The sequence below is a fragment of the Nakamurella alba genome (genome assembly GCF_009707545.1).
Classification (GTDB): Bacteria; Actinomycetota; Actinomycetes; order Mycobacteriales; family Nakamurellaceae; genus Nakamurella; species Nakamurella alba.
On record NZ_WLYK01000001.1, the window covers coordinates 1277511 to 1298204 of the forward strand.

Annotated in this window: 23 protein-coding genes and 1 tRNA gene; 9 read left to right on the plus strand and 15 right to left on the minus strand. The window is 68.9% G+C overall.

Annotated elements, in window-relative coordinates; translation table 11 throughout:
• Nucleotides 1-23 precede the first annotated feature (23 nt).
• The gene (locus GIS00_RS05720; RefSeq protein ID WP_154767302.1) at nucleotides 24-1718 is read right to left on the minus strand and encodes an AMP-binding protein; all 1695 of its coding nucleotides are present in this window, start codon (nucleotides 1716-1718) and stop codon (nucleotides 24-26) included.
• 156 nt (nucleotides 1719-1874) lie between these two features.
• On the opposite strand from GIS00_RS05720, the gene GIS00_RS05725 reads away from it, so the two are divergent.
• Nucleotides 1875-2327: a VOC family protein gene (locus GIS00_RS05725; protein ID WP_154767303.1), complete on the plus strand. Its 453-nt coding sequence runs from the start codon at nucleotides 1875-1877 to the stop codon at nucleotides 2325-2327.
• Between the two features lie 23 nt (nucleotides 2328-2350).
• Here the strand turns inward: GIS00_RS05725 and GIS00_RS05730 are convergent, their stop codons facing one another.
• The 4 genes from GIS00_RS05730 to GIS00_RS28335 are packed head-to-tail and all read right to left on the minus strand — an operon-like array spanning nucleotide 2351 to nucleotide 8110.
• Complete coding sequence (locus GIS00_RS05730; protein ID WP_154767304.1) at nucleotides 2351-3124, minus strand: SDR family oxidoreductase; 774 nt, start codon at nucleotides 3122-3124, stop codon at nucleotides 2351-2353.
• Entirely contained in the window at nucleotides 3121-3897 is a 777-nt protein-coding gene (locus GIS00_RS05735; RefSeq protein WP_154767305.1) for a hypothetical protein, read from the minus strand. Before GIS00_RS05735 ends, GIS00_RS05730 begins: the two co-directional genes overlap by 4 nt.
• Nucleotides 3894-4709 carry a CoA transferase subunit A gene (locus tag GIS00_RS05740; RefSeq protein WP_154767306.1) on the minus strand — a complete coding sequence of 272 codons (816 nt, stop codon included), beginning with the start codon at nucleotides 4707-4709 and terminating at the stop codon, nucleotides 3894-3896. The genes GIS00_RS05735 and GIS00_RS05740 overlap by 4 nt, the downstream gene beginning before the upstream one ends.
• 38 nt (nucleotides 4710-4747) lie before the next feature.
• The gene (locus tag GIS00_RS28335) at nucleotides 4748-8110 is read right to left on the minus strand and encodes an Ig-like domain-containing protein (RefSeq protein ID WP_196073136.1); all 3363 of its coding nucleotides are present in this window, start codon (nucleotides 8108-8110) and stop codon (nucleotides 4748-4750) included.
• Between the two features lie 88 nt (nucleotides 8111-8198).
• Between GIS00_RS28335 and GIS00_RS05750 the strand changes: the two genes are divergently transcribed.
• Nucleotides 8199-8897 (plus strand): TetR/AcrR family transcriptional regulator, encoded by a 699-nt coding sequence (locus GIS00_RS05750; protein ID WP_154767308.1) that lies wholly within the window; start codon nucleotides 8199-8201, stop codon nucleotides 8895-8897.
• Between the two features lie 541 nt (nucleotides 8898-9438).
• Entirely contained in the window at nucleotides 9439-11079 is a 1641-nt protein-coding gene (locus GIS00_RS05755) for an HNH endonuclease (RefSeq protein WP_154767309.1), read from the plus strand.
• Here the strand turns inward: GIS00_RS05755 and GIS00_RS05760 are convergent.
• The 3 genes from GIS00_RS05760 to GIS00_RS05770 form a co-directional block, all read right to left on the minus strand.
• Nucleotides 11065-12228: an MFS transporter gene (locus tag GIS00_RS05760; protein WP_322097553.1), complete on the minus strand. Its 1164-nt coding sequence runs from the start codon at nucleotides 12226-12228 to the stop codon at nucleotides 11065-11067. The genes GIS00_RS05755 and GIS00_RS05760 overlap by 15 nt on opposite strands.
• A 114-nt stretch (nucleotides 12229-12342) precedes the next feature.
• On the minus strand, nucleotides 12343-12879 hold the full coding sequence (locus GIS00_RS05765; RefSeq protein ID WP_230312795.1) for a DUF305 domain-containing protein: 537 nt from the start codon (nucleotides 12877-12879) through the stop codon (nucleotides 12343-12345).
• 183 nt (nucleotides 12880-13062) lie between these two features.
• Complete coding sequence (locus tag GIS00_RS05770) at nucleotides 13063-13473, minus strand: hypothetical protein (protein ID WP_154767312.1); 411 nt, start codon at nucleotides 13471-13473, stop codon at nucleotides 13063-13065.
• Nucleotides 13474-13584: 111 nt separating this feature from the next.
• On the opposite strand from GIS00_RS05770, the gene GIS00_RS05775 reads away from it, so the two are divergent.
• Both GIS00_RS05775 and GIS00_RS05780 read left to right on the plus strand, forming a co-directional pair.
• Nucleotides 13585-13890, plus strand: coding sequence for a hypothetical protein (locus GIS00_RS05775; protein ID WP_154767313.1), 306 nt, complete (start codon nucleotides 13585-13587; stop codon nucleotides 13888-13890).
• A gap of 51 nt (nucleotides 13891-13941) precedes the next feature.
• On the plus strand, nucleotides 13942-14523 hold the full coding sequence (locus tag GIS00_RS05780; RefSeq protein ID WP_230312797.1) for a DinB family protein: 582 nt from the start codon (nucleotides 13942-13944) through the stop codon (nucleotides 14521-14523).
• A 105-nt stretch (nucleotides 14524-14628) separates the two neighbouring features.
• Here the strand turns inward: GIS00_RS05780 and GIS00_RS05785 are convergent, their stop codons facing one another.
• Nucleotides 14629-15048: an SMI1/KNR4 family protein gene (locus tag GIS00_RS05785; RefSeq protein ID WP_196073137.1), complete on the minus strand. Its 420-nt coding sequence runs from the start codon at nucleotides 15046-15048 to the stop codon at nucleotides 14629-14631.
• A 122-nt stretch (nucleotides 15049-15170) separates the two neighbouring features.
• Between GIS00_RS05785 and GIS00_RS05790 the strand changes: the two genes are divergently transcribed.
• Complete coding sequence (locus GIS00_RS05790; protein WP_154767315.1) at nucleotides 15171-16034, plus strand: MurR/RpiR family transcriptional regulator; 864 nt, start codon at nucleotides 15171-15173, stop codon at nucleotides 16032-16034.
• Complete coding sequence (locus GIS00_RS05795) at nucleotides 16034-16900, plus strand: EamA family transporter (RefSeq protein WP_154767316.1); 867 nt, start codon at nucleotides 16034-16036, stop codon at nucleotides 16898-16900. Before GIS00_RS05790 ends, GIS00_RS05795 begins: the two co-directional genes overlap by 1 nt.
• A gap of 185 nt (nucleotides 16901-17085) precedes the next feature.
• On the opposite strand, the gene GIS00_RS05800 is transcribed toward GIS00_RS05795, so the two are convergent.
• Nucleotides 17086-17397, minus strand: coding sequence for a hypothetical protein (locus GIS00_RS05800; protein ID WP_154767317.1), 312 nt, complete (start codon nucleotides 17395-17397; stop codon nucleotides 17086-17088).
• A gap of 38 nt (nucleotides 17398-17435) precedes the next feature.
• Between GIS00_RS05800 and GIS00_RS05805 the strand changes: the two genes are divergently transcribed.
• Nucleotides 17436-17891, plus strand: a complete 456-nt coding sequence (locus tag GIS00_RS05805; RefSeq protein ID WP_154767318.1) for a hypothetical protein — start codon at nucleotides 17436-17438, stop codon at nucleotides 17889-17891.
• A 274-nt stretch (nucleotides 17892-18165) separates the two neighbouring features.
• Here the strand turns inward: GIS00_RS05805 and GIS00_RS05810 are convergent, their stop codons facing one another.
• The 4 genes from GIS00_RS05810 to GIS00_RS05825 all read right to left on the minus strand — a co-directional run bounded on the left by GIS00_RS05810 (nucleotide 18166) and on the right by GIS00_RS05825 (nucleotide 20041).
• Nucleotides 18166-18507, minus strand: a complete 342-nt coding sequence (locus tag GIS00_RS05810) for a hypothetical protein (RefSeq protein WP_154767319.1) — start codon at nucleotides 18505-18507, stop codon at nucleotides 18166-18168.
• Between the two features lie 189 nt (nucleotides 18508-18696).
• Nucleotides 18697-19068 carry a hypothetical protein gene (locus tag GIS00_RS05815; RefSeq protein WP_154767320.1) on the minus strand — a complete coding sequence of 124 codons (372 nt, stop codon included), beginning with the start codon at nucleotides 19066-19068 and terminating at the stop codon, nucleotides 18697-18699.
• Nucleotides 19069-19256: 188 nt separating this feature from the next.
• The gene (locus GIS00_RS05820; RefSeq protein ID WP_154767321.1) at nucleotides 19257-19649 is read right to left on the minus strand and encodes a DUF7878 domain-containing protein; all 393 of its coding nucleotides are present in this window, start codon (nucleotides 19647-19649) and stop codon (nucleotides 19257-19259) included.
• A 17-nt stretch (nucleotides 19650-19666) separates the two neighbouring features.
• Nucleotides 19667-20041 carry a hypothetical protein gene (locus GIS00_RS05825; protein ID WP_154767322.1) on the minus strand — a complete coding sequence of 125 codons (375 nt, stop codon included), beginning with the start codon at nucleotides 20039-20041 and terminating at the stop codon, nucleotides 19667-19669.
• A gap of 80 nt (nucleotides 20042-20121) precedes the next feature.
• Here GIS00_RS05825 and GIS00_RS05830 point away from each other — a divergent pair, with 80 nt between their 5' ends.
• Nucleotides 20122-20391: a hypothetical protein gene (locus GIS00_RS05830; protein WP_154767323.1), complete on the plus strand. Its 270-nt coding sequence runs from the start codon at nucleotides 20122-20124 to the stop codon at nucleotides 20389-20391.
• A gap of 155 nt (nucleotides 20392-20546) precedes the next feature.
• Here GIS00_RS05830 and GIS00_RS05835 read toward each other — a convergent pair.
• Nucleotides 20547-20620, minus strand: a tRNA-Arg gene (locus tag GIS00_RS05835).
• Between the last annotated feature and the right edge of the window lie 74 nt (nucleotides 20621-20694).

A 20694-nucleotide genomic window follows, 5' to 3' on the forward strand; every position in this document is an offset into this window, starting at 1 on the left:
TTCTCGTCTCAGGCTTGGTGGTATCAGGCTCTGGTCGGTGTCGACGGGGTGCTGATCCGCGGCGCCTCGGTGATGCCGGCGGCGCGCAGCTCGTCGGCGATCCGCTCACGGAGTTCGACCTTGCGGATCTTGGTGCCCGACATCGGCCACTCCCGGACGAATCTCACGTAGCGGGGCACCCGGTAGGTGGCGATCCGGCCGACGCAGTGGTCGATCAGCTCCTGCTCGGTGACCTCGGCGCCCGGCACGGTCTGCACGAAAGCGGCGGGCACCTCGCCGTAGTAGGCGTCCGGGGCGGCGACCACCGCGACCAGGGCAACGGCGGGGTGGTCGATCAGGTGGCCCTCGACCTCCGCCGCTGCGACGTTCTCACCACCCACCTTGAGCATGTCCTTGATCCGGGACAAGAAGGTCAGCCGGCCGTCGGCGTCCAGCACCACCCGGTCGCCGGAGTGGTACCAGCCGCCCTCGTCGACCGCGGCGGCGGTGAGCTGCGGGTCGCGGAAGTAGCCGTCGAAGGCGCCGGGGCCGCGGAACAGCAGTTCGCCCGGGGTGCCGGTGGGGAGGTCGGCGCCGGTGTCCGGGTCGATCACCCGGACCTCCATGCCGGGCATCGGGTGACCGCCGGTGGTCATCGCGTGCTCCGGGTCGTCGTCCAGCCGGTTCAGCGAGAGGAAGGCGCAGGACTCGGTCATCGCGACGCAGGACACGTGGGTGACGCCGGGCAGCCGGGATGCCATGACGCGCAAACGTTCCGGCACGCCGACCGCCATCACCACCCGGATCCGGGAGAGGTCGTGGTCGGCGAAGTCCGGGCGGTCCAGTACCGGCATCCAGATGGTCTCGAACGCTGCGAGGGCGATGGTGACCCGCTCGGCCTCCAGGTACGGCAGGGTGGTCAGTGGGTCGAAGAACCCCGGGTGGACGAACGGCGCGCCGGCCGCGATGCTGCTGAACATGAAGGTGAGCCCGCCGCCGTGGAAGAGCGGGATCGCGGTCCAGACCCGGTCGTCCGCGGTGAGCCGCAGCCGGGTGCCGATGCCCTGCGCGGTGCGCACCACCGCCTCGTGACTGAGCAGCGCGCCCTTCGGGGCCGAGGTGGTGCCGGAGGTGTAGACCATCAGCGCCGGGTCGCGGACCTTCACCCCGGCCCGACGGGTGTCCAGAGTGACGATATCGATCGTCTCGCCGGCCGCCTCGAACTCCTCCGTGGACAGCGCGGCCCAGGAGGTGTCACCCGGCGTCGCGCCGAGTACTACCACGGTCTCCAGCTCCGGCGCGCCGGACAGCCGGCCCGCCGTCGGCGGGAAGGTGGCGGTCAGCAGCGAGACGAAGTCCGGGGTGCCGGGGGCGGCGACAGCGGTGACCAGCACCCGCATCCCGGAGTGCACGACGATCTGCTCGAGCTCGACCTGCTTGAAGCGCGCGTTGACCGGGACCGCGATCGCGCCGATCCGGGCCGTGGCGAACAGGCCGGCGACCAGGTCGGCGGAAGCGGGCAGCAACAGCCCGACGCGATCCCCGCGCCGCACGCCGAGGGCGAGCAGGCCGCGGGCCCAGCGATCGGCCCGCTCGTCGAGATCACGGTAGCTGCAGCGGTGGTCGGGGAAGACGAGCGCCTCGCCGGCGGGATCCGCAGCCGCGCGCCGGCCCAGCATGTCGCCCACGGTGGTGACGGCGATCCAGCCGTTCTCCGCGGCCTGCGGGACACTCGGCATGACGGACACCTCCCGGCTGACGGTTCGCGCGTCGTCGTCACGGACGACGCCCGTCTGTTCGACTCTAGGGTCTGCGAGCACTTTTGACAAACGATCGGTTGGTGGAATGCTGGTCGTCGGTCGGGTGCTGTCGGTGCTGCGCGATGGAGGTCGGAGATGCACGAGGCGGGTGTGGCGGGGTTCTTCCACGTCGGGGTGACGGTGTGGGACATGGAGGAGTCGCTGCGGTTCTACCGGGACGGGTTGGGGATGACCGTGCTGAGCGACGGGATCCGGCCCGGCCCCGCTGTCGAGCCGGTGACCGGCGTGCTGCCGACCGACCTGCGCTCGGTGTTCCTGACGGTGCCCGGGAGCTCGACCCAGGTCGAGCTGTTCGAGTACCGCGGGGTGGACCGGGCCCGCTCGACACTGCGGCCGTGCGATGTCGGGTTCGCCCACATGTGCCTGCACATCGAAGATGTCGTGGCCATGCACGCCCGCATGGTGGAGCTCGGATACGGCTCGATCCGGCCGCCGTTCGTGGTCGAGGTGGGCCCGCACGCCGGTGCGGTCGCGGTGTACCTGCTCGACCCGAACGGCTTCTCGGTGGAGCTGTTCCAGGCTGCCTGAGTTGCGTCGGGTGCGCTACTTGTTCAGACGTGGTCCGGGCGGCGGACGGCGTCCCCGCCGCCGTCGGCGAACAGGTTCTGCCCGGTGACGAAGGAGTTCTCCGGTGAGCTGAGCCAGCCGATGACGGTACCGATCTGGGCGGCGGCGACCGGGCCGTGCAGCGGCATCGGCACCCGGGCGAAGATCTGCGCGCGCAGTTCCGGGTCCTCGAGCTGCTCCCGGATCATCGGGGTGTCCACCATGCCGGGGCCGACGCCGTTGAGGGTGATGCCGGCACCTGCCCACTCGTCCAGCACCGCGGTTCGCCGGATCCATTGCACCAGTGAGTACTTCGAGGTGGAGTAGATGCCCGCCTCCTTGCCGCGGGTGACCGCCTCCTCGGCCTGGGCGATCGCGGTCTCCTCGTCACCGGCGGCGCAGGCCTCGGCGACCCGGCGCAGCGGCGGGTAGGTGGCGGCGAAGGAGGTGACGGCGACCGCCCGCGGTGCCGCGCTGCGGGCGAGCAGCGGTCGCAGGCCGTCCAGCAGTGCCACGGTGCCGAAGTAGTTGATCCGCAGGGTGAGCGGGATCGGTGCGGAGATGCCGGCGCAGGCCACCACGACGTCGATGGCGTCGGTGCGACCGGTGACGCCGTTGACGGCGGCGCTGCGCCCCTCCGGCGTGGACAGGTCGACGCAGAGGTCGGCGTCCTTCAGGTCGATGCCGATGACGGTGTCCCCGGCGGCGGTGTGGGCGGCGGCCACGGCGGCCCCGATCCCGGAGGCGCTGCCGGTCACGACGACGGTACGGGCGGTCATCTGGTGGTCTCCTGTGCGGTGAGTGCCTGCAGTCGGGCCCGGGCGGCGGGCCTGCCGTCGCGCGACTCGAGGTCGCGCAGGTGGTGCCGGTCGATCGCGGTGTCCAGCAGTTGTCGCGCCTCGGCCGTGAGGTCTGGTGCCGTGTCAGGGATTCCGGTGAAGTCGAAGCCGGTGGCGGCCCGGACCTGGTCGAGGTCATGGCCCGGCTGCAGGGCGATGATCCGGGCGCGGTCCGGGCCCACTGCGAACTCGGCGGCCTCGGTGACGACCCGGGTGACCCGGCCGGCGGCGCCGGTGACGTGGTGGACCTTCGCCGGCAGGAACCTCTTCGAGTGCCCGATCCGATAGGCGACGAGCCGGCCGACCAGGACTGCCACGTCCGGCAGGGCGAGGGCGCCGGGCAGTCGGCGGTCGGTGCCGTCCGGCGCACGCACCCGGGTGGTGTTGAGCGCGCCGGTGCCGTCCACCTCGGCGGGGGAGACGAACTGCAGGGTGATCCCGCCGCGGCCGATCAGGTCGAGTACCTCGGTGTGGCCGAGCACCGCCGTTGCCTGCCGCGGGATGTAGGTGGGATCGACCATGCTGACGGCGATGTCGTGCAGCGGCGGTTGCACGGCGGAGGAGGCGATCAGGGTCAGGTCGGGGACCAGGAGTTCGCGGGCGAGCAGCCCGGCGGCCAGGGCGATCGGGGTGCCGACGCCGACCACCAGCACGTCGCCCGGCCGGCACTGCCGGGCCAGGCTCCAGATCACCGCGTCGGCGGGGCCGGTCATCTGCGTGCTCCGGCCAGGAGTTCGTCGAGTGCTGACCGTGTCGTGTCCGGGTGCTGCGCCGCTGCGAGGTAGGCGGAGATCGCTGCCAGGTCGGGGTCGTAGACACCCGGCAGGCCGGTCGGTCGGGCGCCGCCGGGCAGGACGACCACGGCGTCGACCTCGAAACCGTGCAGCAGCACACCCCTGTCACGGGCCTCGTCCGGCCCGGCGATCCGCTCGACGCCAACCACAGTGCGGGTGGCAGCGCGGGCGATGGTGGCGTCATGGTCGGTGAGGAAGTCGTGAACCGCGGGAAGCAGGACCGTGCCGTCGGTGGTGGCCGCCTCGGCGTGCAGCAGCGTGAGGTCCGGGCGGATGGCGGGGGCGGCGAGCAGGCACTCGCCGGTGTAGGGGTCGGCGACCTCGCGCAGTCCGAGCTCCCGGGCGATGTCGGAACCGGTGGCCCCGCGAGTGGGCCAGAAGGGCAGCCCGGCCTGGGCGGCGCGCAGCCCGCCGATCAGGGTCAGCTCGGAGTGGTCCCTCGCGGTGATCCGGCCGTCCGCGACTGCCCGCTCGAAGGCGGGCGCCGGGCCGAGGCCCTCGAACCCGACGTAGATGGAGCCGACCTCGGCGAGAGCGTCGTGCACGGCGAGGATCTCGACGTCGAGGCCGCCGAGCATCGACCACAGGCTGAGGTTCCGCCGGCCGGCCTGGCCGATGGCGTCCAGCAGGACGATCGGCCGCCGGTTGTTCAACACCCCGCCCATGCCGATCACGCAGCCGTCCGGGACGGTGGACACCACCTCTTGGAGCGGGACCACCTTCGACGGCATGCCCGCACCGTAGCAGACGGTCGTTTGGTAGATGAAGGTCAGTCGGACCGGGTGCGACGCCGGGCGATCGCGAGTGCGAGGCCACCGGTCAGCAGCAGGACGAGACCGAGGGCGGTTCCATCGGTGGCGGGCGTTCCGGTCGCGGCCAGTTCCGGCCCGGTGGGCGGCGGGGGATCGCCCAGGCCCGGGTCGGTGCCGCCCACGTCGATGACGATCTGGTGCAGCACCTCGCTGGTGGCCGCGCCGTAGTTCGTGTCCCCGCTGTACCGGGCGGTGATGTCGGAGACGCCGGTGCCCAGCGTCCCGACGGGTACCGGAGGTGACGTCACTGCCTTCTCCTGCAGCGGGATCGGCGTGGTCAGCGGCTGGTCGCCGTCGAAGAACTGCACGGTACCGGTGTGTGCCGGGTAGAGCTCCGCCCACCAGGTGCCTTCGATCGTCGCCTGGAAGGTCACTGTGCCGCAACAGGTCCCGTACGGCTCCGAGGACGAGATGTCCAGAGTGGTCTGCCAGCGCAGGTACTGGGTGTACGTCCCCTGGGAGGCCACGTAGGCGGCGGTGCCGGCGTAGGTCGCGGTGACCTCGATCGGCTGCCGGCCGCCGACCGCGCCCGGCGGCATCGTCAGGACGGTCGGTGCGGAGGTGGCGGTGCCGTTGCCGGTGACGGGGACCGGCCCACCCAGCGGAACGCCGGCCACGGCGAACTGCACGGACCCGGTGACGGGCGCAGTCACCGGCACGACGCCGGCGGGTGACGCCGCCGGGCGGGCGGCGACGGTCGCGGTGAAGGACACCTGATCGCCCTCGATCGCCGCGGGGTCTTCCGAGGTGAGCACCAGCTCGGTGACCACCTGGTCGGTCACCACCTGTGTCATCGAGGTGGTGCCGGTCGACTGCTGCAGGGTGGCCGGGGTGACCGTGGCGGTGATCCGGTGCGGCCCCGGGAGCAGGGTGGTGATCGGATCGGACACCACCGATCCCGTCACGTCCGTCGGCACCGGATCTCCGACGTCGATGCCGTCGACGGCGAACTGGACGGAGGCGCCGACCAACGGGGCGTTGCCCCGCTGCGGGGAGGTGGCGGTGGCGGTGAACGTCACGGCCTGCCCGTCCGCGGAGGTGCTGGCGGTCGTGTCCGAGGTGACGGTGACCGCGGTCGGGTACTGGCTGTCGAGCAGGGTGAACTCGCTCGTCCTGATCAGGTGGGCCGGATCGTCGGCGAACGCCGCCGTCACGGTGAACTGACCCGCCTCGCGCTCGGTCCCGGACAGCACGGAGATGCTCGCCTCGCCGCTGCTGTCGGTGGTGAGCTGGGCGGAGGTGGAACCGTCGGCGAAGGTGGCGCCGGTGCTGCCGTTCACGGTGACAGTCAGGGACTTCCCGGGCTGCACACCGTCGATGGCGTCCACGTAGCGGACGACCAGCGGCTCTGCGAAAGTGGCTCCGGGCAGGGCGGTCTGGTTGTTGCCCGAGACGATCTGCACCTGGCTGCGGTGCGAGGCGATCGGCACGATCAGGTCGACCTTGCCGTTGTTGCGGCCGTCGGCGTTCGCCAGGTCGCCCTTCGGGCCGTGGTAGTAGTGCACGGATTCGGGGGAGTCGTGGACGTAGGAGCGTCCGCCGCCACCGCCGCCTCCGCCGCCCAGGTCGGCACTGTGCGTGCCGTGGCCGCCGCCACCTCCGTTCAGGCCGCCACCCCCGCCGCCACCCGCCCCGCCGTCCCCACCACCGTCGGATCCGGCGTGGCCGCTCTTGTCGGAATGGCAACCGTTGCCGGGACTCTCGCCGGCACAGCCGGAATCACCGCCGTCGGGATCGCCACCGGGGTCGCCTTCCTGGGCCGGGTTGCCACCGTCGCCGCCGTCGCCGCCGTGGTTCCCGTTGCCCTCGCCGCCGGCGCCGCCGCCGCCGGCCGCCACCACCAGATCGCTGGTGGAGCCCAGGGAACCGGGATCGTCGACGGTGCCGGGCGGACCGCCCGGCGAGCAGTCCGAGGTGGACTGCTTGACGGCAGTGGAACCGCCGCCGCCGGCTCCGTCGAAGACGAAGTCGTCGCTCCCGGCGTCGCCGCGCGCACCGCCGCTGCCGTCACCGAAACCGCCGTGCGGTCCGCCGTACTCGCCGACGACGATCGCCAGCTGGGTCCGCTCGGTGACCTTCACAACGGCCTGCACGCCACTGCCCGACCCGCCGACCCCGGTGTTCGGCAGGTCGTGGCCGCCACCACCGCCGGCCGCGCCCAGGGCGTCGACGAAGATCTCGTCGACACCGTCGGGCACGCAGTAGGTCTGGGTGCGATGGTCGGACCGATACGGAAACCCCTGGGTCACCACACCTGCTGCGGACGTCAGGAACAGCACGTAGCCGTCGCCGGCGTCGTCGGCCGCGGTGATGGTCGCATCGTTGAGCGAGCTCGCGGCGTAGGACTGCCCGCCACCTCCGCCGTTGCCCGCAGATCCCTTGGTGCGGTCCTGTTTCGGGTCGTCGGGGGCGTTCTCGATGCCTGCGTCGCCGCCGCACCCGCCGAGATAGCCACCGCCGCCACCACCACCGGCCCCACCGCCGCCCTCCACCCGGAAGTCCTTGCCGTCGTGGCCGTTCCGGCCGGCATTGCAGTCCTCGCCGCCGGAGGTGGGTCCACCGGGGTTGTTGACACCGCTGGTGCCCTGGCTCGAGCCGTCACCGGTACCACTGGTGCCGTCACCGCCGTTGCCGCCCTGCTCGATGGGCCGGCCGCCGCAGAAGATGAAGTACGGGAAGCTGTGGTCCTCGTGCCCGCGGGAGGTGATGCAGTCCGGGGCGCTGCCGGCCGCGCCGCCGCCACCCGCGGCGACCACCAGCACGTCGCCTTCCAGGCTCACCGCGGAAGCGCCGCCACCGCCGCCGCCGTCGATGCCGAGCGAGTAGATGGTGCCGAAATCGTTGAGATCCGACCACCCCTCGCCCTTGGCGCCGCCCTTCGCGTAGGCGGAGGCGCCGCCCTCGGAGGTGCCGTGGCAGCCGACCTGCACCTGGAAGACCTGGCCCGGGGTGACGTTCATCCCGCCGGTCACCTGACCACCCAGTCCGCCGATGCCGGTCTGGTCCGGGTTCGGTGTCTGGCCCTGGCCGCCGACCGCCTCGATGTAGACCGAGTGGACCCCGTCGGGGACGGTCCAGGTCTGGGTGGGCTTCTTGGGGTCGCAGTAGTACGGCGTGATGGTGAGCTGGTTCGAGGTGATCGGGACCCCGCTGCCGAGCACGTCGTCGGTCGGGGCCTGGGGTGCGGGTGCCTGGGGTGCGGCCGCGGCCGCAGTTGGTGCGGGCGCCGCTGCTGCGGACGTCGGCACCGCGGTGGCGACCAGCAGGGCTGCGCCGACAGCGGCGAGAACACGGATCGGGCGAGTGGCGGTGGGGCGCACCTGGGCTCCTCGTTCGCGCGAAAGGCGCAGTGGGTGGTGCGAAGTGAACCCGTCTGCCACCCCGCCCACGTAACGTACGGTGTACGTCATGGGCGTTGTCAAGAGTGTGCCCCCATCGGGTGAAGCCGCGGGCGCGGGTCGCCGGTCTGCCGGTGGCCGACGGCCGCGCAACACCCTGACCCGCGACGACGTGGTGGCCGCGGCCGTTGCCCTCGTCGAGCGCGAAGGGCTGCCGGCGTTGTCCTTCCGGGGGCTCGCCGCCGCGCTCGGGTCGTCGGCGATGGCGATCTACAACCATGTCGCCGGTCGCGAGGACCTGTTGGTGGCGATGGCCGAGTTCGTCACCGCGGACCTGCCGACGGACGTGCCGGGATCCGCGCCGCGTGAGCGGATGATTGAGCGCTGGGTACGGACCCACGACGTGCTGGTCGAGCACAGCTGGGTGCTGCAGGTACTGATCGAAGGCCAGCTGGTGCCGGAGAACTCGTTCTCGTTCGCCGATCGCTCCATCGGCGATCTGCTGGAGGCGGGCTTGACGCCGGGGGAGTCCATCCACGCGCACGGCGTCTGCTGGCACCTGATGCTCGGCGAGATCCTCGACCGGCATCCCGCGGACATGGGCGAGCGGCCGACCCAGCGCGAGCGGGCGCTGCTGGCGATGGATCCGGTGCGGCTGCCGCACTACGCGCACGTCCTGCAGCACCTGGACCCGTCGGACGGGCCGCCGCCCTGCCGGTTCCGCTACTCCGTCGGGTTGCTGATCGACGGGTTGCTCGCCGGGCACTGAGTGCGTGCAGCACCTACACCACGTTGTGCCCGGATGGTGCCGTCTTGGGACGTCGATGTCCTTGGAGGGCATCGCTTCTGGACTGCTCGGTCCCTGGGTGGAACTGTCTCTGGGTGGAACTGTCTCTGGACGGAACTGTCTCTGGACGGAACTGTCTCTGGACGGAACTGTCCATGAAGGGCGTGTTCGTGACGGCCACTGGCGCGAGCCGTCCGATCGCGGGGTACGACTGCGGGCAGCGGCGTGCAGCTACGGGGACATCCGGACCCGCCTGCGGTGGTGAACGGTCCGGGAAGCAATGATTGGCAATGGATCCCGACCGCCGTTCGACACGCAGGGCCGACGAGGGGCGTGGCAGAGGCAGCCGCCGTTTCACGGTCCCCGGAGCTACCTTCATTGTGGCTGGACGGCCACTGACGTAGGGCCTCGGTCGGGGAAGTCGTTGGCCGGACCGACTCCCGGGCCATCCGGACCAGCCTGCGGGTAGGGGGCGGGCCCAAAAGTGCGTTCGCGGCTTCGCTGTGGGCGGACGTTGGACGTGGTGGATTCAGCGGCTGCTCACCGTTCCGCGAACGACATCTGTTGTTGCACAGCTATCGCCGACGTCGTTGACCCGGTCGCAGAAGGCGGTTGCCGGCTGAACCGGTTCGGCTCCGGTGCCGTCCGGGCCTGCTGGCGCGCGGCGGACGCCTACCGCCAGCCCTGGTCGGGGATCACCGAAGATGCTTGTAGACAGCAGGAGTGGTCGGCCGGCGGCACGGAACATACGTTGGCATATGACATGTGGAGCAGAACGGACGAGAATCCATTGCCGTTCGAACGTCTGTCCACTAGAATGAAGAGCATGCAGGAACTCGACGAACGACTGGCCGACGTGTTGGCATCGGCCCGGGCGGCGGTGCGGTCGGCGGACGACAATGCCGACCGCATCACGATCATCCGCTGGCTGGAGCATGTGAAGTCCTTCTGCGCGGCAGGTCAGGCGACGCTGACCGATGCGTATCGACGGACGCGTGAGGCGGAGAAGATCCGGCCGAACTCCAAGGCCGAGTCGGCGCGTCTCCGCACTGCGGTGGCGACGGAGATCGCCGCTGCCCGCAGGGAATCGGCGGCGAAGGCACGGCAGCACGTCGGTCTCGCCGCGGCGTTGTGCAGCGAGATGCCGCAACTGCTGGGCGCTCTGGACGAGGGGCGTACCTCCGAGTACCGGGCCGTGCTGGTCGCGCGCGCGGCCGGCTGCCTGTCATCGGCGGACCGGACGAAGCTCAACGCCATGATCGGCCCCGAGCTGGCGGGTCTCGGCGACGGCACCAGTGCCGACCGGGCAAACGGGATCGCCTACAAGCTCGACCCGGAGATGGCGATGCAGCATCGCCGCAAGGCGGTGTCGGACCGTCGGGTCAGCGTGCGACCGGCTCCCGACGGGATGGCGTGGCTTTCCGCGTTTCTACCGGTGGCGCAGGCGGTCTCAATCCTGGCGTCGCTGAAGAAGCACGCGGATCTGTCCTTCGAGGAGGGTGACACCCGAACCCAGGACCAGAAGATGGCCGACGAACTGGTGGCGCGGGCGACCAACGGCGGCACCACGGGTTGCGACGCCGATGGGGTGCCGGACACCCTGGCCGGCGGCGTCGTGCTGAACATCATCATGAGCGATCGGGCACTGATGGATGATGACGACGAGCCTGCTTACCTGGTCGGGTACGGGACCATCCCGGCAGATCTGGCGCGAAAGCTTGCCGCCATCAAGGATTCCGGTGCGCGCACGTGGGTGCGCAGGCTGTACACCGATCCCGCGCGGCTACGTCTGCGGGACATGGACCGGAATCGACGCCTCTTCCCGGAGTCGATGAAGCAGTTCCTCCGGCTCCGCGATCGCACGTGTCGCACTCCGTGGTGCAATGCACCGATCCGCGATGCCGACCACATCCAGGAGTACAGCCGTGGTGGCGCGACCGACCGCGTGAACGGCCAGGGCAAGTGCAAGTGCTGCAACCTCGGGAAGATCGACACAGTGATGCGGTTCCACGTGGAGCCGGACGGGACCGTCGTCGCCACCGCCCCGGACGGGCACGAGGACCGCTCGCCCGAGCCGGTGCCGCCGCGCTCGCGTCCGTGGCGCATCTACAGCCCGATCGAGATCGACCTGGGCGACCTGATCGACGGATCACAAGCCTCCTGACGGCTGTACTCCTGACCGTTCGGGTCGGCCGGCGCCGATGGCGACCCCGAGTTGGAGGACCGCCGCGACGAGCACCGCGACCAAGGTGGCGGTCCAGGAGCCGGTGGCCTCGGCGAGTGATCCGGCGACGATCGGGCCCGCCGCAGCCAGCAGGTAGCCCAATGACTGCGCCATGCCGGAAAGCCGGGTGGCGTCGTGCTGGTCCCGGCCGCGGATGCTGATCAGCGACAGCGCCACAACGAGGGAAGCGCCGGATCCGAGTCCGGCGATGACCACCCACAGCAGCGACAGTCCTGGCGCCAGCAGGATGCCGATGACGCCGACGATCATCGGCATGCTCGCGACCACGCCGGCGAGCACCTGGTTGCCAGACGAGCGGAACAGCAGCGGGATCACCAGCCCGCCGATCACGCCGACCCCGATGTAGACGAACAGGTGCACGCCCGCCGCCTCCTCGGAGACGCCGCGGGCCGCCTCGATGGACGGCAGCCAGTTGACCATCACGTAGAACGTGGTCGACTGCAGTCCCATCACGCCGGTCACCAACCAGGCCGTCGGCCGGCGCCAGAGCCGTATGGGCGCCTTGTGTTCGTCGGCAGGGCGGGCCATCGGTGCGGATCGGGAGCGGAGGGCGCGCGGCAGCCAGGCCAGGGTGACGACCAGCGTGAGGGCGGCCCAGACGGCCAGGGCGAATCGCCAGTCCACCGCGAGGGCGATGGGCACCGACACCGCCGACGCGACGGCGGCCGACACCGTCATGAAGGCCGAGTACACACCGGTCGCCAGGGACACATTGCCGCCGAAGTCCCGCTTGACGATCACCGGGACCAACACGTTGCCCACTGCGATCGCGGCACCGATCACCGCGGTCCCGACCCACAGTCCCGGTACCCCCGTGTACGAACGGGCGAGCAACGCCACGGTCAGCACCGTCAGTGCCAACAACAGCGCCCGGTCGGTGCCGATCCTCGACGTCAGCCGTGTCACCAGGGGCGACACGGCGGCGAAGGCCAGCAGCGGCAGGGTGCCGAGCCCGCCGAGAGTGCCTTCGCCGACGCCGAGGTCGGCACCGATCGTGGGGAGCAGCGGGCCGACCGAGGTGAGCGCCGGCCGCAGACAGAGCGCGACCAGGAAGATCGTCAGCACCACGAGCCCGGCTCCGCTGCGCCGACTGCTCCGTACCGACCGCTCCATGTCTGCCCCGCCTCACGCCGTCGTGCATCGGCGTGCCCCGGTGCGGCTGGCGACGCTACCCCGTCGGGCTCACATGCCGGCGAGCATGTCCTGCATGGTGGCGATCTCCACCGTCTGCGAGGCGATGATCCGATCCGCTAATGCCAGCGCATCCGGGTTGGCTCCGTCGGACTTCTCGGACTCGGCCATGTCGAGCGCGCCCTGGTGGTGTTCGATCATCAGCTCAAGGAACAGCCGGTCGAATTCCGCACCGGTGGCGTCAGTGAGCTGCTGCATCTGCTCATCGCTCATCATCCCGGGCATGTCCATGCCGCCGTGGTCCATGCCGGTCATGTCCGTCATCGACGTGGAATCCGAGCCGGGCGTCCAAGTGGTGAGCCAGGCCTGCATCTGGGCGATCTCTGGCTCCTGCGCAGCCTTGATGGTCGCGGCCAGCTCCTTCACCGCCGGGTCCTCGGCCCGGGTGGCGGCCAGATCGGCCATCTCCACGGCGCCCTGGTGATGGACGACCATCATCTGCGCGAACATCACGTCCGCGTCGTTGTACGTGGCGGTTGTTCCTGCCGCTGCTGAGGATGCCTGCGCGGTCTGCTCGGTGGTGGTCATGGCGTGCTCGGAGTGATCGGTGGTGCTTCCGCAGGCGGCGAGCAGGGCGAGCGCTGCGGCCGCTGCGATGGTTCTGGTGATGCGAGAAGGCATGGGAGATCTCATTTCCGGGTGAAGTGCACGTTTGGTGGACGCGACAGTGCCGCCGGCCGGCAGGGGTGCGGTCGGCGGCGCGGGCGCGATCTACGTGCGCATCACACAGAGAACGAGAGGATCGGGGCGAATCCGCGGTGGGCTCCGCGATGGCGGCCCGATGCGGGTGCTCGTTCCCGGCCGGACTTCGGCGCCTCGGCGGGAGCGGAGGAGCGCGGCGAGCAGCAGGGCGGCCAAGGCGATGCCGGCCGTCAGGAAGAGGATGCAGGCCGCGGGCATGGCGCCGTCGATGGTTGCAGCGGGCCCGGCCTGTTCGTGGTCGGACGGCATGGGTGCCGCGCTGCGGTCGATCGCGGGGATCGTCGTGCTGTGGTGCAGGGCGGACATCGCCACGCCATGTCCGGCGGTGCTGTGGCCGGCCGAGTCGTGCCCGGCCAGCACGTGCATGGCGATGACGCCGGCGCCCACCAGGGCGACCAGCAGCCAGCGCACGAGCGACATGGAGCCATAGTGCCCTGCGTGATGACGTCCGACCCGGTCGGGTGTTCCCGTCCGGAGTCGCAACGTGGCGTTCCTGGCGTACCTACCCTCAGTGGCATTGAGGGATCCCAGGTGCGCCGCGAGCAACTGCTGCAGCGCTGGCTGCTCGCGATCGGCGTGCTCATGGTGGTGGCTTCGCCGCTGATCGGGCTGCCCGAGGTGGTCCACGACAAGGGCGCCGTCGGCGGGTCCTACTCCTGCGGACCCGCCTACGGCCTCGACTTCATGCGAGGCATGGCCGATTACTGCGGAGTGGAGGGCCTCGGTCAGCGCTTCTGGTGGGCATGGGGTCTGCTGATCGTCGGCGTGTTGCTCGTTGTGGTCGCCGGGGTGCGAGCGTTTCTCTTCCGGGAGAAGTTGGCACCCGAGCGGATCTGAGTCTGCGGAAATCTGTTTGCCGGGAGGATGCGACCGGCGGACCATCCGCGCATGGCCAAGAATCGTCGCGCGGACATGTTCACCGAGGACGGCCGCCCGTCCGACGCCGACCCGCGGGAGAACGGCCCGCACCTCGGCGACGAGCGCGCCACCTTCGCCGAGGGGCTGCGTCACGTCCGACTGACCCTCGAGCTCAAGTGCGCCGACCTGGATGCCGAGCAGATGGCGCGGCGTGCGGTGCCGCCGTCGACGATGAGTCTGCTCGGCATCGTCCGGCACCTCGCCGAGATGGAGCAGAACCTGTTCCGGAAGATGCTGGCCGGGGAGTCGGTGCAAGCGCTCTACTGCACTCCGGACGACCGGGACGCCGATTTCGACGGCGCTGTTGCGGATCCGGCGGTCGTGGAGCAGGCCTGGGCCGACTGGCGCGCGGAGGTCGACTTCGCGGAACGCTGGCTCGATGGTGTGACCGATCTCGGCATGGTGATCGGCGATCCGGACAACACGAAAGGCAGCAGCGGGGGAGACATCTCGCTCCGCGAGCTGCTGGTCGGGATGTTCGGCGAGTACGCCCGCCACCTCGGGCACGTTGACCTGCTGCGCGAGTGCATCGACGGGCGCTTGGGCCAGTGAACCGCAAGTCTGCAGCCGGTTGTAGCTCCGCTGTTGGCGGGAAGGGCTCACGGCGCCCTCCTGCGCAAGCCCCTTGAGCCGCAAGTTCAGTAGGGCGGCAACTGATTAGAATCCCACAGCGACCAGAACTCGCTGAGTGACCCGGCGAGGTGGGTGACCTCGGATCCGCCGATCGGGCTCCACATGTAGATATTCCGTGATGATCCCGCTGCGTCTGACACAGAACGGAGCACCGGTCCCGTCGTCACCGAAACCGACGAGATCAGCGCGCTCTTCGTCATCGGGGTACAGGTCCCAGTCGAACGTATTGCGTTCGACCACCGATGCCAAGGGCCAGACAACGAACCATTCGCCGCGCTTCTCGAACACCCCGTTGGACGCCAGGTAGAGCTGCCGGAGTTCATCAGGGAGTCGGCATTCGAGCTCGGATTCTGCCGCTGCCATGAGGTCGGAGTCAGCACCCGTCGTGAGCCCGATGTCCGGATGCTGCCGGAGGGTGTCAACCAGGGACCGGTGTTTGCTCACCCCACCACCTACTACTCGGCGCCGTCCACGAGTCTGGAGCATGGCACAGGGCTGCTGGTGTCCGCAGTGGTCGGTCTCGCCGGCAATAGAACTTCGGCACGCAGGGTGTTACTCTGTTACCGATGATCCAGGATATCGGTAACGGAATTACCGCATGGCTCGGAACGGTCGAGGCGCGCAGCGGTGACCTCGCGGCGAGCGAGGCCAAGGTGGTGGCCCTGCTGCTGGCGGACCCGTTCTTTGTCGGGACCAGCACCACAGCTCAGGTTGCCGCACGGGCCGGGGTGTCCGCGCCGAGCGTGGTGCGGGCGGCGCGCGCGGTCGGCTTCGCAGGCTTCAGCGAACTCAAACTGGAGATCGCCCGGGCGCGTGGTGCGACCGAGTTCTTCGCCCCGCCAGGCAGTCTCGCGGCCGATGCATCGACGGCCACGGTGCTCGAGTCGGCTGTCCGCACCGGCACCGAGGCGTTGACCGCGCTCGGCGGTGCCGTCGATCCGGCGGAGATCGAGAAGGCGGTCGAGGCACTGTGCTCCGCGGGGCAGATGCTCGCGTACGGTGCCGGTCCGTCCGCGACGGTGGCCGCCGACGCAGTGTTCCGCCTGCGGGCGCTCGGGGTGCGGACGGCGTCGATCCCGGATCACGAGTCGGCGATGATCGCGACCCGGCTGTCGGGGCCTGGTGATGTCGTCATCGCGGTCAGTTCGACCGGCCGGACGACCACGACCGTCGCGGTCGCGGATGCCGCCGTCGCCGCGGGCGCGACCCTGATCGCCGTCACGAACCGCGACGGGACGCCGCTGTCCGCACTCGCCGACATCGTCCTGACCGTCGGCGGGCCACCGCTGTCGTCGCAGATGGCCGCCGCCGGCAGCCGGTTGGCCCACCTGGTGACGATCGACTGTCTGGCAGCGGGTCTCGCGTTGCGGGAACCCGATCGCGTGCGACGGGCGGAGCGTGCCGGGCTCGATCTCCCGGACTTCACCTGATGGATCGTGGCACGGTCGCGATCATCCTCGTCGCGGCCATCGCCCATGCTGCGTGGAACCTCGCGTCGAAGTACAAGCGGGGCGACACCTTCCTGTTCGTCTGGGCCTACACCGGCGCTTCGGCGCTGCTGTGCCTGCCGCTCGGAATCCTTCTCTCGTCGGATGTGTCGCACATCCTGAGCTGGCACCTCGTCGGTGCCTCGGTCGCCTCGGGCGTGCTGCACCTGGCCTACTCGCTGACGCTGCAGGCCGGCTACGACCGCGCCGAGCTCGGTGTCGTGTACCCGGTCGCCCGTGGGACCGGACCGATGCTGACCATGCTCACCGCCGTGCTCCTGTTGCACGAGCGACCCGGCTGGCTCGCCGTTGTCGGTGCGCTCGCCGTGGTGGCCGGCATCCTGGTCGTCACCGGGAACCCGGCGCGCAACAAGGGAATGGGTGGCCGGGCCTCGCGCGGCGTGATCTGGGGAGCGGCAACGGGACTCACGATCGCCGCCTACACCGTGTGGGACGCATTCGCGATCAAGGACCTGGGCCTCGCGCCCGAAAGCTATTACGCAGGAACGCTCCTGGTGCAATGCGTACTGCTGGCGCCAGGTGCCGTGCGCCGGCGCCGACTCTTACCCGACACACTCCGGAAGGATCGCATCCCGATCGTGGTGGTCGCCGTGCTGTCTCCCCTGGCCTACATCCTGGTCCTGATTGCGATGCGGACGGCGCCCGTCGCGCTCGTCGCGCCGCTCCGCGAGTCGTCCATCGTCGTGGGATCGCTAGTCGCCTGGCGGCTGTTCCGTGAACGCGATCCGGCTCGTCGGGTGGTCGGGGCGGTGGTCGTGCTGGCGGGGATCGTGGCGATCAGCGTGTGAGGAGTTCGAAGGGTTGTCATGTAGAACGGGTGGAAGGTGAGAACTTGGGTCTCATCGGGCCGGTAGACGCTGGAGATTCCGCTGGACCACTGGGGACACCGGGTGCGAGCATGGCGGCCATGGAACGACTGGTCGGACTCGATGCCGACCGCGCCATCGATTGGCTACGTAGTTCCTGCTCGAGATCAGGCATGATCACCGGATTCGACGCGACTGGCTGGCCCGCTCACACCTGGGTGCTGCACGCGATGTACCGAAATCCGGAGTTCGATCGGCTCGGTCTCGGGACGCACCACGATTTCCGGCAGTCTCTCCTGACAGAGGGCTTGATCGAGCGTGATCTCATCGACGACGCCGATCTCAACAGTCTCACCACGGACACCGGCATCCCACTCGGGTTCGTTCCACGGCCTCCGGAGGCATGGAAGCGGTTGCTGTGGCGCAAGTTCCTCCGTGACAACGGTTGTCCGATCGACGAGCTGCACGAGTTCCCCCATGCTTCCGCTGGTTCAGGGCTTCCTTCCCGGCTTCGGTCATGGCGCCCCCGGAAGGCTCGCTTGACGAGATGTCATGGATCGAACTGCTTGGGGTCCTTGCAGCGCAGGGCTACGACCGCGGTGGGTGCTACGCCTTCTTCGGCCAACTGGCCGCGCCGTTCGGCGAAGACCTCGAAGTCTGGCGAGGCGATACAGCATCCCTGCCTTCGATCATGGACGACGGCCGTCACAACTTCACGCCGTCGAACTTCTGGGCCGTCGACAGGAGCTGGTTCGTGTTGACGGACAACGACCTGATGGCTACGAAGGTGAGTGGTAGTCACGAACTCATCGAGACTCTCACACGGAGTGATCTCGAATGCATCGCTTGGCCGTGGGTGCTGCTGCCCGAGCGGCGGAGGGCCTCGTACGTCCAGGTGGGAAATTCGCTGAGCCCGAGCAGCTCTGCGTCTATGGTCGGTATCGAACCCGCCCAAGGTCCACCTACCCGGTAAGGGTGGGCCCTGCCCGCAATGGAGAGGGTGGCTGCCCGTTCGAGCCGGGCCGGGTCCGTAGGTGGCCTTCGCTTGCGGGCGGCGATCGGGCCACCGACCACGAACAGGAGACTGGTATGAGCGGACAGGTGTCGGAGCCGCCGTTGCGTCGTCCAGTTCGCCATGGGGGGTGCGGGCGACCTGTCCATCGACGTCAACAGCAGGATGACACTCCGAGCCACCCTGTTGGTTGCATCAGCACTCACTGTGATCCTCGGCGAAGGGCGGAATGGCTTCAGAAGTCTGGTGCCACAAGTTCGGCCTGCGCCTTGAGTTGGATAAGCATCTCATCTCCCGTCGAATTGGGAACAACCAGATGGTCAAGTCTGCCGAGGAGTTCGTCCAACTTCGTAGCAGTGAGGTGATGGCCGAGTACCACCGAGCAGCGCATGATCACGCCAGGGTGGAGGTCTGGCTGGACGTCATCCATCGATACCCGGCATTCCGTGAATGGGTTTCGCACAACAAGACAGTCCCGCTGGAAATTCTTGAATTGCTGATGCATGATCCAGACGAGAAAAGTTCGCTGGATCGTCGCGACCAAGGGAAAGGCGACGCCCGAGATGCTGGAGGCCATGGCTTCGGATGGGTGTTCGAGTGTGCGTGGCCGGGTGGCATTCAATCGAAAGTCGCCGCGCCATGTCCTCAACCAGCTGTTGCAGGACCCGATGGTGCACGTACGGGAATCCGCCGAAGCGAATCTCGAGAGGCAGGATCTCAAAGCACGTCGCGCCGCGGCGAACCTAGGCAAGTGAGCGGTTGTGGACTAGAACTGACCGGGTTCGTACTCATCGTCCCACTCCGACGGTCGCACAGCGAAGATTATGGCTCGGGTCGATGATGGTTGGCGCGACTCGACGCTCCAGCCGATCACGGTGTTGACGGTGATGGTGACATTCGGTCCAAGGGCGGCATCGAAATCGCTCTCGATGCTATGGATGTCGTCGATGTCGCTCAACCGCACCTCTTCCATGTGGAAGGTCAGGGTGATGTCAGCTCCAACTGCCTCGACAGTGACGGCGATTGCTCGCTTGGGGATCTGGCCGACGGAAGCGTCGACGGCCTGCGCAATGACGTAGAGGGGCCAGAGTGGCGCACCTCGCAGGTTGTCCGGCGAGGGATATTCATGGCCGGTCATTCCGTCTCCTCGGAAAGTGGGCTCGGGACTTGCTGACGACCTCAATTGACGGCGCTCAGTATGAAAATGATCGTAGCTGCTGGCGCAAGCACATTTGGATCAACCGCCAGATCCGTGCAGATTGCGTTTGCCGGCCGTGGCGTCGGTTGGGCCTGGCGGCTACTGGGTCGACGAAACGACCGGATCGCTCACAGTTGGATACCAAGGTGTCCGAAAACCCATGACTCGACCGCCGCTGCGAACGCTGAGCAAGCCTCCGACACTGCCTCGAATCCGAGTTCCTCCGATCCGATCTCGGACTGCCAGATCGATCCGACCCTCCATTGACCGGACGGTTGTCGTCGGATCCAGACCAGGCCTGGTTCGTCATGCTCCACCGTCAGGAACTCGAAGTCCCCTGACGGATCGGCGAGCCAGCGCAGTAGTTCCGTCCTCAGCTCGACGATGGTGAACTCCGGCTCGGAGACGATGAGACGGCCGGCAACGTACAGCCGGAACGTGGCCACAACGCCGATGAGCACATCGTTCGAATCGCTGACTGCGGGCAAGTCGTAGCCCGCACCGGTGAAGTCGAGGTGCACGGGTCGATGATGGTTCATCACGTTCGGAGAATCACAGTGATCTGATCCGTGCTCGGCCAATCCCTTGGTGGTGCGTCACCGTTCCACACATACTCCATCGCGGACAGGCGGCCGTCCTGGACGAACAACAGGATCTGGTCGTCGGGGTCACCAACTGGACCGTTGAGCCGTGCGGCGCCCTCTACGGGGAGGAGTCCGTCCGGGATGGCCGCTGATTCGCCACCAGTGGTGAGGATGTCGATCGACGGGCAGCCGCACGTGCATCTTCCTGTGACGCGAGCGGATGGGATCTGCTCTCGAAGTGTGGATGCGCCGAGGAAGCGGGGGAGGAGCAGGTGCTGCAGCAGTGCCAGCTCCGAGCCGGTCAACCGGCGACCCTGCGGGACTGTCACCGCTGCATTGTGCAGCCCTGAGTCGGCGCTGAGATCATTATTGGTTCCGATCGCGCTCCTGTCTGTTCACACTCAGACGCATGCGCGCGCCCCCTGCCCACTACCAGGTCACGGCGACCGACGATGTCGCTGCGGCTCTGGCGGTCGCCGCACTGCGCTGGCCCACCGACAGCGGAAGCCCGGCAAAGCTGCTGCTGCGGCTCATCGGAGTCGGCCATCGCTCGCTTCTGGGCGAATCCGAGCTACGGAAGGCCACCCGACTGGACGCCATCCAGCGGACGAGCGGATCCCTGACCGGATCCTTCGGCGAGGGCTACTTGGACCTACTTCGGGAGGAGTGGCCGGAGTGACCTCAGATCGGCGGCCGGCGCGCTCCAGGCTGCTCAGCGACCGAAGCAGGGCGGCGGGTCGAAGTCCTGCACGGATTCAATCTGAGCAGGCAGCGTGCAGTCGGCCCTTCGCACGCGCCAAAAGGTCACGAGAATGCCCGCTGACCTGCGGAAAGCGCGCCCGGCAGGATTCGAACCTGCGACCGGCGGATTAGAAGTCCGCTGCTCTGTCCAGCTGAGCTACGAGCGCTAGTGCGGTGAGAGCGTAGCGAACGGACGGGGGTGTGCAGGTGGCGTCGGTGACGCCGACCAGGGCAACCAGGA

Coding starts and splice junctions, on each gene's coding strand:
- GIS00_RS05720 (WP_154767302.1), bottom strand. CDS start 1,718: ATGCCGAGTGTCCCGCAGGCCGCGGAGAACGGCTGGATCGCCGTCACC.
- GIS00_RS05725 (WP_154767303.1), top strand. CDS start 1,875: ATGCACGAGGCGGGTGTGGCGGGGTTCTTCCACGTCGGGGTGACGGTG.
- GIS00_RS05730 (WP_154767304.1), bottom strand. CDS start 3,124: ATGACCGCCCGTACCGTCGTCGTGACCGGCAGCGCCTCCGGGATCGGG.
- GIS00_RS05735 (WP_154767305.1), bottom strand. CDS start 3,897: ATGACCGGCCCCGCCGACGCGGTGATCTGGAGCCTGGCCCGGCAGTGC.
- GIS00_RS05740 (WP_154767306.1), bottom strand. CDS start 4,709: ATGCCGTCGAAGGTGGTCCCGCTCCAAGAGGTGGTGTCCACCGTCCCG.
- GIS00_RS05750 (WP_154767308.1), top strand. CDS start 8,199: ATGGGCGTTGTCAAGAGTGTGCCCCCATCGGGTGAAGCCGCGGGCGCG.
- GIS00_RS05765 (WP_230312795.1), bottom strand. CDS start 12,879: ATGACCACCACCGAGCAGACCGCGCAGGCATCCTCAGCAGCGGCAGGA.
- GIS00_RS05770 (WP_154767312.1), bottom strand. CDS start 13,473: ATGTCGCTCGTGCGCTGGCTGCTGGTCGCCCTGGTGGGCGCCGGCGTC.
- GIS00_RS05780 (WP_230312797.1), top strand. CDS start 13,942: ATGGCCAAGAATCGTCGCGCGGACATGTTCACCGAGGACGGCCGCCCG.
- GIS00_RS05790 (WP_154767315.1), top strand. CDS start 15,171: ATGATCCAGGATATCGGTAACGGAATTACCGCATGGCTCGGAACGGTC.
- GIS00_RS05795 (WP_154767316.1), top strand. CDS start 16,034: ATGGATCGTGGCACGGTCGCGATCATCCTCGTCGCGGCCATCGCCCAT.
- GIS00_RS05800 (WP_154767317.1), bottom strand. CDS start 17,397: ATGGGGGAACTCGTGCAGCTCGTCGATCGGACAACCGTTGTCACGGAG.
- GIS00_RS05805 (WP_154767318.1), top strand. CDS start 17,436: ATGGCGCCCCCGGAAGGCTCGCTTGACGAGATGTCATGGATCGAACTG.
- GIS00_RS05810 (WP_154767319.1), bottom strand. CDS start 18,507: ATGGCCTCCAGCATCTCGGGCGTCGCCTTTCCCTTGGTCGCGACGATC.
- GIS00_RS05815 (WP_154767320.1), bottom strand. CDS start 19,068: ATGACCGGCCATGAATATCCCTCGCCGGACAACCTGCGAGGTGCGCCA.
- GIS00_RS05830 (WP_154767323.1), top strand. CDS start 20,122: ATGCGCGCGCCCCCTGCCCACTACCAGGTCACGGCGACCGACGATGTC.